We start from the raw sequence: 13,162 nt of genomic DNA on the forward strand, positions 1-13,162 counted from the left end.
TATGAAAACTCTACTGAGTATAATAAGCTGGAAATTCTCTCAAAATAGAATACAAATCTCGCCATTCAAAATATTTCGGACTTACACTTTTCACATCCATAAAACCTTTCTCTTTAAAAAGTTTTTTCGTTCGGGTCACATGAAAATACTGCGAAACAACGATGATGCTTTTAAACTTATATTTTTGATGAAATTTTAAAGTGTTTTCAACGGTCAACCTTGTATTGTTGCCGTAATTATCCACCAGAATTACAGAGTCAGGAATTGCATTACTGATTAAAAATTCTTTCATTTTATCAGCTTCATAAAAACCTTCTTTACCCAAACCACCACTTACCAGAATTTTTTTAACACGATAATTTTTGTACAATTCAATTCCGGTTTCCAAACGTTTTTCAAGCCTTGCAGATAGAGTTCCGTCTTCATTTACTTTATTTCCGAGGATGATGGCAATATCTGCTTTTTCACCGCTGTCAGACAATCCATCAATGATGATGTAGATGGTGTGAATTGTAAACCAAGATATAATGAAGATGACAACAAACTTTAAATATTTAATCAAGTTTTTCATCAATCTGCAATTTTTAAGCTTTCTTTCTCTTTTTTAATTTCTGCTTTCACCCAATCAAGCTGCGAATCTTTTTGATCAATAATATCCTGCATGCTTTGCTCAATTTCCACGTCAGGAGTGACTCCTTTTTTTGTATTTTCAAAGGTAATATTGGGTTGTATTAAAAGTAAACCAATCGGTAAATCTATTTTAGAATTGGGGAGCTGTTGATAAGAGTAAAACCCTGCAACGGTTCCGTCATTTGCACCGCCGGTTTCTTCGCCAACTAATGTTGCTCGTTTATCATATTTTAATTTGGATGAAATAACAGATGATGCCGAAAAACTTCCGCCATTAATCAAAACGTACACTTTTCCTTTGAAAGCATTTTCTTTAGGCTTTGTCGGCTTATTTTCTTTCATTTTATAGTAAGCAACACCATCTTTTCCTTTGTAAACATTCAAGGCCTGATAAAAGAAATATCCCGGATAAACCAGACTTTTAACAGTATATTGCAACGGATTTGACTTTCTGAAATAATTGGTTTTAAGCGGCGTTACTCTTGATGTAAGCTGTGAAGGTTTTATCAAAACAAAGGGTTCAGGAGCAAGATAAGAATAGAGTTGATTGATTTCATACAGCGAACCACCATAATTTTCGCGAATGTCGATGATGAGGTAAGAAGATTCCGCATTTTTAATTTTCGCAAAAGAATCTTTGTAAAATTTATCTGAAAATGATCTTGAGAAACTTTTGATTTTCATGTAAGCAACTGTACTGTCTTTATCTAAAAACTTAAAACTTCTGTTGTAAGAGCTCGTTGAAGCAACATAATCGTTGATCTTTTTTTCAGGAGTTCGTTTTTTATCAGCTTTGTCTTTTTCGATTTCTTGTTTGTTTTTGCTTTCCCGTTTTAAAACCAGGGTTTGTTTTTTATTATTGTAAAGAGTTTCAATTTTTGCACTGTCCATTATTCCTTTTTCGGCAACAAAAAAGTTAAAGAAAACATCTTTAAGATAATAAGAATAAAAAGTGGTGTTGTAACCGTCACTGCTTATCAATTCACGGTATTTCTTGAGATAGTTTGAAACAGGGACATCATTAATACTTAAAAGCTCAGTTCCCGGTTTGATGTTCTGAATAGAATCTTTGTTTTCGATAAAATACAAATGATCATTTTCTACATGATATTCAAATCTACCAAACAGACCTTTCTTGTTTTTTAAAGCTTTAATTTCTTTTTTTGAAAACCTTTTTGCCGGAATCTTTAATGATAAATGACCTTCACGGATTTGTGCGATGACAGGTTGTAGTTTAAAATAAAACTGAGTTGGGGTTAAAGGTTTGTTGATGGTTGATTTTAAACTATCAAATTTAAAATAGAGTTCTTTTTTTGAAATATACCAGTTTAAATTCGGATGCATTTCCTGAAGTTTTTTGTAAGCAAAATCAACGTCATGACGTAGTTTGTCAGGAGGAATTATGTTTAATCTTTGTTCGTTATATTTCTTTATAGAAGTGCAGGAAGCAAAGTTTAAAAGGAATACTGTAAATATTAAATATTTCAAAGGATATAGTTTTTTGGTAAACGAATTTAAAAACTTTTAAATATAATTTGGATAATATTTCTTTTAACCGCAAAAGAATCAAAAGATTTTATTTCGTTGAAGTTCTTCAAAAGTTTGCAAAACTAATATAACTATAAGTTTTCTACATTTTGTAAGCTTTTGAATTTCTATTTTTAAGATTGTTCTTTTGCCTCTTTTGCGGTAAAATAATTTTTACTTATCAAAAATTAAAATAAAAAAAGTAAAATTCACTTTCATGCGTCATTGATGAAAGAGTATTAAACTTAAAGAAAGTTTTTTACATTTGAATATCAAATTTTAAAGATGATTTATTTAATTGTATTGATCGCAGTATTGGTTGCAGCCACATATTTTGTAATGTCTCAGGAAGTTTTTGGCGCAGCACCGAAAGGAAAACGTCTTGAAAAAATACTCAATTCTAAGAATTATAAAAATAAACAGTTTCAGAATCAAAGTTTTACTCCACAGATTGCTGAAGGTTTTTCTATGCCAAAAGTAATGTTCGATTTTTTATTTGGTAAAAAAGATCCGTTGCTGAAACCTTTACAGGCAATTCCGGCGATTCATACAGATTTAAATAGTATTTCGGCAAACGAAGATGTTTTCATTTGGATGGGACATTCTTCTTATTTTATAAAAATCGATGGAGTTTCATTTTTGATTGATCCGGTTTTGAGCACATTTGGTTCGCCTTTTAAGTTTTTCAATAAAGCTTTTGAAGGTTCAGATTTGTTTAAACCTCAAGATATTCCGAATATTGATTATTTGGTGATTACACATGATCATTACGATCATTTAGATTTTCCGACGGTAAAAGCAATCCGTGAGAAAGTAGGAAAAGCAATTATGCCTTTAGGAGTGGGAGCCCACCTTGAAAGATGGGGATATTCTGAAGATCAGATTATTGAAGAAGATTGGGGCGCAAGTGTTGCTTTAAAAGATGGTTTTAACATCACATTTACTCCGGCAAGACACTTTTCGGGAAGAAAATTCCAAAGAAATACAACGTTGTGGACTTCTTATGTTCTTGAAACGCCTACGAAAAAAATATTTTTAGGCGGCGACAGCGGTTATGATACTCACTTTAAAACAATTGGTGAAAAATACGGTCCCTTCGATTTTGCAATCATGGAAAACGGGCAATACAATCTGGCTTGGAAATACATTCATGCTTTGCCGGAAGATGTTATTCAGGCAAGTCTAGATATTCAGGCAAAAAATATTATTCCTGTTCATTCCGGGAAATTTGCTCTGGCTTTACATCCTTGGAATGAGCCATTGCAAAAAGTAACGACGCTCGGAAAAGAGAAAAATTTGCATATTCTCACTCCGAAAATCGGTGAAAAATTAGATTTAAATAATACATCGTATCATTTTCAGAATTGGTGGGAATAATCTATTCGTGCCAAATTCCTTTGTATCTTTTCGGGTGATTTTCAAGCTGCTGTCTTACGAAATCGCATTCAGGATCAATCATCAGATCTTTTTCCTCAGCAAAACTTACTAGTCTGTCTAAAAGAAGTTTGGCGTAGCCATGTCCTTCAATATCTTCATCAATCTTGGTGTAATAGACATTGAGCAGTCTTCCGGCAACGGAAATTGACATATAACCAACTTTTTTACCATCAATTAGCAGATGCAATTCGTCTTGGTAAGGTGTAATTTCAAATTTTATATTTTCCATAATTCTGATCCTTTTTGGTGAAACTCTTCCTTAAAATTACAAATTAAAATTTTACAAAAAGAAGATTTTAAAAATTTTCAAATAATTTATAATGATTAAAATTATTCGGAAGTTATCTTAAAGTATAGAAAAAGCAAATCACGTTACATTTACGATTGAATTTAATTATATACTATTTCAGAATTATTAATCTAAAGAAACACGCTTGAACAAATAAAAAGTCGGACTTTTGGGGCTTGAAAATTTCATGCGGATGTTAAAAGAGAAAAATAAATTTATTTCAACGATTCTTGCTTTTGCAATGATTCCGATGTCGGGTTTGGCAACAGATATTTATCTGCCTTCAATGCCGAGTATGGCGACTGAACTTCACCAACCTGAAAGCAATATTCAGCTTACTTTATCGATATTTTTGATAAGTTATGGCATCACGCAGTTCTTTGCAGGAAGTATTGTTGATTCTTTCGGACGATACAGAATTTCAATGGCTTCTTTGGCTTTATTTATTGTCTCTTTCCTGATTACTGCGACGACTCAAAATATCTTTGTAATCTATGCAATGCGGGTTTTGCAGGGGATTTTATCAGGATTTGCAGTGGTTTCTAAACGTGCTTTTTTTGTGGATGTTTATGAAGGAGATGAGCGGAAACATTATCTCAGTATCATGACGATTGTATGGTCAGTCGGTCCGATCATTGCGCCGTTTATCGGAGGTTATTTACAGAAAATTTTCGGTTGGCAATCTAATTTCTATGTTTTAGCGGGATATAGTTTGGTTCTTTTAATTTTTGAATTGATTTTCTCAGGTGAAACTTTAAAGAAAAGAAATCCCTTCAATGTTGAATTTTTGCTTAAAGAATACGATTCGATGTTTAAAGCGAAAGATTTTTTCTACGGAATGGTGATGTGCGGATTGAGTTACTCGATGATTATGTTTTTCAATTTGTGTGGCTCTTTCATTATCGAGCATAAAATGGGTTATTCTGAAGTTGTTGCCGGATACGTTTCCTTGATTCTTGGTTTTGCCTGGATGGCGGGAGGTTTTTTAGGAAAAGCATTAATCAATAAAGCATTTTTACCTAAAATTAGAAATGCCAATTTTATTCAATTGTTGCTGATTGTTTTGATGTTTATTGCATCTTATTTTTCAAATAATATTTACAGTTTGGTTGCTTTTGCATTCGTCATTCATGTGACTGCCGGATTTATTTTTAATAATTATTTCTCATATTGTATCGGAAGATTCCCCAATTCTGCCGGACTTGCAGGTGGAATGACAGGTGGAGTAGTGTTTATCATCACTTCTGCAATAAGCTACGGAATTGTGGCGCTCATCAAACCTCAGGTTCAGCTTGAAGTCGCAGAAGGATATTTTGTTTTGGGAATTTTAGGTTTATTTATTTTGAGTATGATTAAATGGAGAAAAGCGCATGTTTGATTAATTTTTAATTATGAATTATGATTATGAATTATGAATTATGAATTATGAATTATGAATTATGAATTATGAATTATGAATTATGAATTATGAATTATGAATTATGAATTATGAATTATGAATTATGAATTATTTTTTGGATAAACTTCAGTATTTTATACTAATCAATATCAATAGGAGCGGGCTTTAGCCCGCTTTATTTTTGTATATAACTATTGGCTTTAGCCAAAACTTAAAAATATTTCGCTATTACTACACTTAGATTCCTCCGGAATGACAAACTAAACGCATATTTTTTGCGCAATTAGTGAAAAACATTTGCGCAATTTATGTTTAACAAAACAAAAAAGCCCCTTAAAAAAGGAGCTTTTCATTTATATTAAATCAAGAATTAGATTCCGTCAATAATTTCATTTAAAACAGTACTTGGTCTCATTGCCTCATAAGTTTTGTAAGTATCTGTTTTGAAGTAGCCGTCAATGTTTTGAGGCTTACCTTGAGCGCCAATTAACTCAGCATTGATAACTTCTTCATTTTCGTGCATTGCTTCCGCAACCGGAGCAAATTGTTCAGCTAATTCAGCATCTGCAGTTTGGTTTGCCAATGCTTCTGCCCAATACATTGCCAAATAGAAGTGAGAACCTCTGTTATCGATTTGTCCAACTTTTCTTGCAGGAGATTTGTCAGTCGCCAAGAATTTAGCATTTGCTTCATCTAATGCATCTGCTAAAACCTGAGATTTTGTATTCCCCTGAGTTTGTGCTAAATGCTCTAAAGAAGCCTGTAAAGCTAAGAATTCACCTAAAGAATCCCATCTTAAATAACCTTCTTCTAAGAATTGCTCAACGTGTTTTGGAGCAGAACCTCCAGCTCCTGTTTCGAATAAACCACCACCATTCATCAATGGAACGATAGAAAGCATTTTAGCAGAAGTTCCAAGTTCAAGAATTGGGAAAAGGTCAGTTAAATAATCTCTCAATACGTTTCCTGAAACAGAAATGGTATCTTTTCCTTCTCTTGCTCTCTTCAACGTTTCCGTCATTGCGTCTTTTACATCAAGAATTTTAATGTCAAGTCCGTTTGTATCGTGATCAGCTAAATATTTTTCAACTTTTTTGATCATTTCTCTGTCGTGAGCTCTTCCTTTATCTAACCAGAAAATTGCCGGAGTATCAGAAAGTCTTGCTCTGTTTACTGCTAATTTTACCCAGTCCTGAATCGGAGCATCTTTCGTCTGACACATTCTGAAGATATCACCAGCTTCAACTTTCTGAGAAAGAAGAACGTTTCCAGCTTCATCCTGAACTTCAACCGTTCCTTCAGCAGAAGCCTGGAAAGTTTTGTCGTGAGAACCGTATTCTTCAGCTTTTTGAGCCATCAAACCTACGTTTGGAACAGAGCCCATTGTGGTAGGATCCAGTTTTCCGTGCGCTTTCATGTCGTCAATAACTGACTGATAGAAACCTGCGTAAGAACGGTCTGGAATGATACAAACTGTATCTTCTTCGTTTCCTTCCTTGTTCCACATTTTTCCTCCGCCTCTTACCAAAGCAGCCATAGAAGCATCAACGATAATATCTGAAGGAACGTGGAAATTCGTAATTCCTTTATCAGAATTTACCATTGCCACTCTTGGTCCGTTTGTTAAAGCAGTTTCAATATCCGCTTTAATATCCGCTTCCTGAGCATTTCCTTTAATTTTATCGAAAAGATCAGCAAGACCGTTGTTTGGATTTACATCTAAAGATTTAAATGTTTCAGCATATTTAGTGAAAACATCTTTAAAGAAAGTCTCAACAATTGCTCCGAAAACGATTGGATCTGAGATTTTCATCATTGTCGCTTTCAGGTGAGCAGAAAGAAGTACGTTTCTGTTTTTAGCTTCTTCGATAGCTTCCTGTACGAAAGATTTCAAAGAATTTAAGTTCATTACAGAAGAATCGATTACTTCTCCAGCCTGAAGACCTGCGAAATCTTTTAATAAAGTTTCAGCGCCATCATTTCCTTTGAAAACGATTTTATATTTTGTAGCATTTTCCAGAGTAGTAGAAGTTTCTGTCCCGTAGAAATCTCCGCTGTTCATGTGAGCAACGTCAGTTTTGCTGTCTGAAGCCCAATTACCCATTCTGTGAGGGTTTGCCTTTGCATAATTTTTAACAGCTTTTGGAGCACGTCTGTCAGAATTTCCTTCTCTAAGAACAGGGTTTACAGCACTTCCTAAAACTTTAGCATACTTAGCTTTAATTGCTTTTTCCTCGTCATTTTTAGGCTCTGCAGGATAATTTGGAACTGCAAAACCTTTAGCTTGTAATTCAGCGATAGCCGAATCTAACTGAGGAGCAGAAGCTGAAATATTTGGTAATTTGATAATGTTTGCATCCGGTTGAGTTGCCAATTCTCCTAATTGAGCTAAAGCATCAACGATTTTCTGATCATCTTTCAAAAATTCTGGGAAGTTAGCTAAGATTCTTCCTGCCAAAGAAATATCCGGAACTGCGATCTCAATGTTTGCTGGTTTTGTAAAAGCTTTTACAATCGGTAAAAACGAGTGTGTAGCCAACATTGGAGCTTCATCCGTAAGGGTGTAATAGATTTTTGATTTTTCTGACATTATACTGTTATTTATTATTTAAATTTTTAGTTTCACAAATTTAGTTAAATTTTAATTTTTTACACTTTAATAATCAATGAGTTTTTTCACTTTAAGAATTATTTAACCTTTATTTCAAACAAATTCACCAGGAATTTGAATAAATTTGATAAAAATTTAAATAAATAAACTATGTCTACAATTACATTTAAAGGAAACCCAATAAATACGATAGGAAATCTTCCCGAAGTAGGAAAAGATGCTCAGGAATTTACAATGGTTTCCGGAGATTTGTCTGAAAAAAACCTTGCTGATTATACTGGGAAAAGAGTTGTTCTGAACATTTTTCCAAGTATTGATACAGGAATTTGTGCGGCTTCTGCAAGAAAATTCAACGAAGAAGCTTCAAATCTTGATAATACAGTTGTAATTAATGTTTCAAGAGATTTACCTTTTGCATTGTCTAGATTTTGCGCAGCTGAAGGTTTGAATAACGTAGAAACGTTATCAGATTTCAGAGGTAATTTTGGTGAAGATTATGGCGTTACGCTTTCAGATTCTCCTTTGAAAGGGCTTTTAAGCAGAGCAGTTGTTGTTTTGGATGAAAAAGCTAAAGTAATATATACTGAGCAAGTTCCTGAAATCGGACAAGAGCCTAATTACGAAGCTGCTATTGCATCTTTGAAGTAAATAAAAATATTTCTCATCAATTTGAATCATTCTGTTATTTAATAGAATGATTTTTCTATTTTTGTGGATGAACGCAATAACTAATCATTGAAGAATAAATTTACCTCTTTTGCTATAATCTGTTTTCTCATTTATGGGAATGCCGTTTTCAAAGCGCAGGAATCTGTTGAAATAAACAGTCTGAAAAGTCAGCTGAAATTGACTAAGTCCGAAAAAGAACGAGCAAAGATTTTTGGAGATTTAGGTAATATCTATGTTCAGAATAAAAATGCAGACAGTGCAATTTCATATTCCAAATTATCATTATCTAGTTATTTAAAAAACAATGATACTGAGCAAATCGGAAGAGCAAATTTGTTTATAGGGACTTTGTTTTTGCAAAAAAATGATTTAGTTACGGGTGAAAAATACTTGTTAGAAGCCGAAAAATATCTCCATAAAACTGAAAATTACGAAAAGAGAGCTCTTCTCAATTTTTGGATGGCACGAGTGAATGCTGTCAACAAAAAAAGTGATGTTGCCGCAAAATATTACAATGAAATTTTAAAGTATAATAAAGAAGGCAGAAAAATAGACAAGAACATTGTAATGGAATCTTACCAAGGTCTTTTTGCTAACAATTTTATACAACAAGAGTACGCAGACAGTTATACAGCTTTATATACGTACATCGATTTTGTTAAAAAAAACTATCCTGAAAATTTATATCCCGCCTACAGAAGTGCCGGGACATTTTTCTTAACCAGCAGAGATAATAAAAAAGCGTTGGAGTATTTCCAAAAAGGTTTGGAAGTTTCCCAAAAGAGTCATAATGATTTGCAGACAGCAGAAGCAAAGATTTTTATGGCTAATATTTATTCTGAAATGAATCAACTGGAAGTAGCAAAAAAATATCTGAATGAGGCTAAAACTTATTACGAGGCTAAAAATTTGAAAGATAATTTACCGTTGGTCTATTACTATTTCTCAGATATTTATTCTAAAGAAAAAGATTTTGTAAAAGCTGAGGAATATGCAGCTAAAGGAATGAAATTGAGTAGTGAAAAAGATCCGATGTATCAGTATTACAAAAATCATGAAGGATTTATTGGGTTAAAAAAGATAATGGAAGATAGCTTAGCTCTTAAAAATGAGCCATCAAAACTTTTAGCATTAGAATCCAAAACAAAAGAGCAGGAAAAAAATCTTGAATATTTTACTCAATTGAAGACTTATGTTTCTCCGGAAATTTTTATTCAGAATTATGAAGTGTTACATCGTGCTTATGCTTTCCTTGGGGATTACACTCAGTCTTACTCGTACCTAAAAAAGATGTATGACAAGAAAGAAGAAACGTATGGAATGGACAAAATGAAAGCTCTTTCTTCTGTACAATCGGAAACTGAAGTCGCAAACGAAAGAACCCGCATAAAATTAGAAGAAGAAACCAAACGCATACAACTCCAAAAAGAAATAGAATTAAAAGCACTTCTTTTTGAATACGAAAAAAAACAGGCTGCAGCAAAAACAGACGAAGAAAGAAAAAGATTGGCGCTTGAAGAAGATTTAAAACGAAAAGAAATTCAGATTAAATTTGATGAAGAGCAAAAAGCTGTTTTATTAAAATACGACCAGGAAAAAAATATTGCCAAAATCAATCAGGAGAAAAAAGATGCCATTGCAAAAGCAGATTTAGAAAGTTCTAAAACGCAAAAAAATATGTGGGCAATTGGAGCTGGTTTATCTTTGCTATTATTAGGTTTTGCTGGGTTTTCTTATAATCAGAAGCGAAAAGACAACAAAAAAATTGCTGAAGAAAAACAAAAATCAGACGATTTGTTGTTGAACATCCTTCCGTTTGAAGTTGCTGAAGAATTAAAAGAAAAAGGGAAAACAAGCGCAAAACATTTCGATGAAGTTTCTGTTTTGTTTACCGATTTTGTCAATTTTACCGCGAATTCCGAAAGAATCGGTGTGCAGGAAGTTCTGAATGAACTGAATATCTGCTTTACAGAGTTCGACAGAATCATGGAGAAATACAATTTAGAAAAGATAAAAACCATTGGCGATGCGTATTTAGCGGTGAGTGGTTTACCGGTTTCTAATGATCAACATGCAAAAAATGCAGTCAGTGCAAGTTTAGAAATTCTTTCTTATATTCAACATCGCAAACAACACAATCCAAATGCTTTAAATATCAGGATTGGAATTCATTCCGGAGCGGTGATTGCAGGAATTGTAGGAGTGAAAAAATTCGCTTACGATATTTGGGGGGACACCGTAAATACGGCTGCAAGAATGGAGCAAAATAGCGCACCGGGAAGAGTAAATATCTCTGAAGCAACTTATCAGTTAATAAAAGAAAGCTTTAGTTTTGAGTATCGTGGGAAAATCGAAACCAAAGGTAAAGGCGCAATGGACATGTATTTCGTCAATCAAATTTAATTTTATCAGTGTGAAAAAAAATCTACTCTTTAAATTTCTGTTTTTTGCATTCATTGTGTTGCAAACATTTTCTTTTGCTCAAAATTCTCGTGAGAAACCGAGAGTTTTTACCAATAAAGAAATTAAAGCTGGTGCTTCAATCGATGAAGCCAGTAAATTTTTTGCAGGTGATAATCCGGCCTTTGCCTCTGTACAATTCGATGATTCTTCATGGGAAAATGTAAATTTTAATTCTAGAAAAGTTTATTCATGGAATCCTACAAATTATAACTTAAAAAAAGATGTTAAAAAAGATCAGATTTATTGGGTACGGTACTATTTTAAGATAGATTCTGCATCGGTCAATCAATCTTTATGTTTTAAGATTCAGCAACTTGGCGCTTCAGAAGTTTATTTAAACGGTAAAAAGATTGAAAGCATTGGTAAAATCGGAGACGAAAAATCAAGAGAATTCAGGATTAAAAACAGAATCCCCGAATTGTTTACTTTAGATAATACCAAAGTAAATGTTTTAGCAATACGGTTTTTACCAATTGCTGCAGGCAAAAAGAAGACCATTACTTTAGTGCCTTTTGCAATCGGTGTAGAGCTTGCTTCGGCTAACGAATTTATCAGAGACAAAATTGAAGAAGTGCAGTATTTCAATTTTTACACCATGCTGATTTGCGGAATATTTGGTGCATTAGGATTTATTCATCTCCTGTTGTTTATTTTTTACAGAAAAGCAATTTACAATCTTTATTTTTCTACATACAATTTTTCTATTTCTTTGATGAGTTATATGATTTTGCTCTTGTCAGAAATAAAAAATCCTTTAGATATCGACTCTTATACGTTTTTTGCATTTCTTTCGGTAATGGCATTCGGTACTTCGCTCACAGGATTTGTCAATACATTATTTGGAAGAACAAAAAAAAGGCTGAAAGTAATGTTGATTATTTCAGCGTGTATTTTTATTCTTTATTATTTCAGTGCAGCTTCTGCAGCCAGTTTTGCTTTTTTTTACCTTTGTTTTGTTGCTTTTGAATCTTTTTATTTAATAATCAGAGCAATGATCAGAAGAGAAAAATCTGCATTTATCGTTGGTGGAGGGGTTTTGGTATTCTTTCTTTTTATTGTGATGGTCATTATCTTCATGTTTCTGAATAAACTGAATACCATTGATATGGGTGAAATAATGGGCGATGATTTTATGGGATATGTCATGATTTTTATTTTCATAAGTTTTCCTATTTCAATCTCAGCCTATTTAGCATGGCAGTTTGCATCAACCAATTTAAGTCTTGTGAAACAGCTGGATGAAGTCAACCGACTTTCTGATATCAATATAAAACAGGAACAGGAAAAACAGCAGATTCTTCAGGATCAAAATGATTTGCTTGAAAAACAGGTCGACGAACGTACGTTTGAGTTGCAAAAAGAAAAGCAAAAAACTGAAAATTTACTTCTCAATATTCTTCCGCATGAAGTTGCCGAAGAATTAAAGGAAAACGGAAGCTCTGAAGCTAAATATTATGATGAAGTAAGTGTTTTATTTACCGATTTTGTTAATTTTACTCAAAGTTCCGAGAAAATGGGAGCCGAAAAAATGTTGGTTGAGTTGAACGAATGTTTTACTGCTTTCGATTTAATTATGGAAAAGCATGGTTTAGAGAAAATAAAAACCATTGGTGATGCGTATTTGGCGGTTTGTGGATTACCTATGAAAAATGAATGTCACGCTTACAAAACGGTATTGGTAGCTTTGGATATTATTGATTTTATTGAAGAAAGAAAGAAAACTCATTCTGATGTTTTAGATATCAGAATCGGGATTAATTCAGGTTCTTTAATTGCCGGAATTGTTGGGGTAAAAAAGTTTGCATACGACATTTGGGGCGATACCGTAAACACAGCTGCAAGAATGGAACAAAACAGCCAGAAAGGGAAAATAAATATTTCAGAATCTACATATCAGCTGGTAAAAGACAAAATAGTCTGCGAATACAGAGGTAAAATTCATACCAAAGGAAAAGGCGATATGGATATGTATTTTGCCCTTGAAACTAAAAAAGATTTATAAATAATTTAAATTACTAGTCTAAAATTCTGCAATCTTTGCTAAGTAGAACGCCTTTGCGAACTTAAAAACAGTTAGTAGTTTTAAAAAAATCTTTGCGAACTTTGACTTTGCGTTAAAAGTTGCACTAAAAACAAA

The 13,162-nt window shown here is 33.1% G+C and carries 9 protein-coding genes; 5 read left to right on the forward strand and 4 right to left on the reverse strand.

Features of this window, described 5'->3' with window-relative positions; translation table 11 throughout:
• Positions 1-10: 10 nt before the first annotated feature.
• Both EG358_RS09720 and EG358_RS09725 read right to left on the reverse strand, forming a co-directional pair.
• Positions 11-571: a YdcF family protein gene (locus tag EG358_RS09720; RefSeq protein ID WP_076559269.1), complete on the reverse strand. Its 561-nt coding sequence runs from the start codon at positions 569-571 to the stop codon at positions 11-13.
• Positions 571-2,118, reverse strand: a complete 1,548-nt coding sequence (locus tag EG358_RS09725) for a S41 family peptidase (protein ID WP_076559267.1) — start codon at positions 2,116-2,118, stop codon at positions 571-573. The genes EG358_RS09720 and EG358_RS09725 overlap by 1 nt, the downstream gene beginning before the upstream one ends.
• Positions 2,119-2,442: 324 nt before the next feature.
• Between EG358_RS09725 and EG358_RS09730 the strand changes: the two genes are divergently transcribed.
• Positions 2,443-3,534, forward strand: a complete 1,092-nt coding sequence (locus tag EG358_RS09730) for an MBL fold metallo-hydrolase (protein ID WP_076559265.1) — start codon at positions 2,443-2,445, stop codon at positions 3,532-3,534.
• 1 nt (position 3,535) lies between these two features.
• Here EG358_RS09730 and EG358_RS09735 read toward each other — a convergent pair whose 3' ends face one another.
• The gene (locus EG358_RS09735) at positions 3,536-3,823 is read right to left on the reverse strand and encodes a GNAT family N-acetyltransferase (protein WP_076559263.1); all 288 of its coding nucleotides are present in this window, start codon (positions 3,821-3,823) and stop codon (positions 3,536-3,538) included.
• A gap of 253 nt (positions 3,824-4,076) precedes the next feature.
• Between EG358_RS09735 and EG358_RS09740 the strand changes: the two genes are divergently transcribed.
• Positions 4,077-5,261: an MFS transporter gene (locus EG358_RS09740; RefSeq protein WP_228421301.1), complete on the forward strand. Its 1,185-nt coding sequence runs from the start codon at positions 4,077-4,079 to the stop codon at positions 5,259-5,261.
• 391 nt (positions 5,262-5,652) lie between these two features.
• Here EG358_RS09740 and EG358_RS09745 read toward each other — a convergent pair whose 3' ends face one another.
• Entirely contained in the window at positions 5,653-7,872 is a 2,220-nt protein-coding gene (locus EG358_RS09745; RefSeq protein WP_076559261.1) for an NADP-dependent isocitrate dehydrogenase, read from the reverse strand.
• A gap of 171 nt (positions 7,873-8,043) precedes the next feature.
• On the opposite strand from EG358_RS09745, the gene tpx reads away from it, so the two are divergent.
• From tpx to EG358_RS09760, 3 genes are all read left to right on the forward strand, one after another.
• Positions 8,044-8,541, forward strand: a complete 498-nt coding sequence (gene tpx / locus EG358_RS09750) for a thiol peroxidase (RefSeq protein ID WP_076559259.1) — start codon at positions 8,044-8,046, stop codon at positions 8,539-8,541.
• A gap of 87 nt (positions 8,542-8,628) precedes the next feature.
• On the forward strand, positions 8,629-10,965 hold the full coding sequence (locus tag EG358_RS09755; protein ID WP_076559257.1) for an adenylate/guanylate cyclase domain-containing protein: 2,337 nt from the start codon (positions 8,629-8,631) through the stop codon (positions 10,963-10,965).
• 10 nt (positions 10,966-10,975) lie between these two features.
• The gene (locus EG358_RS09760; RefSeq protein ID WP_123890074.1) at positions 10,976-13,027 is read left to right on the forward strand and encodes an adenylate/guanylate cyclase domain-containing protein; all 2,052 of its coding nucleotides are present in this window, start codon (positions 10,976-10,978) and stop codon (positions 13,025-13,027) included.
• The last annotated feature ends 135 nt before the right edge of the window (positions 13,028-13,162 follow it).

The organism is Chryseobacterium indoltheticum (assembly GCF_003815915.1).
In the GTDB taxonomy this organism is placed as follows: domain Bacteria; phylum Bacteroidota; class Bacteroidia; order Flavobacteriales; family Weeksellaceae; genus Chryseobacterium; species Chryseobacterium indoltheticum.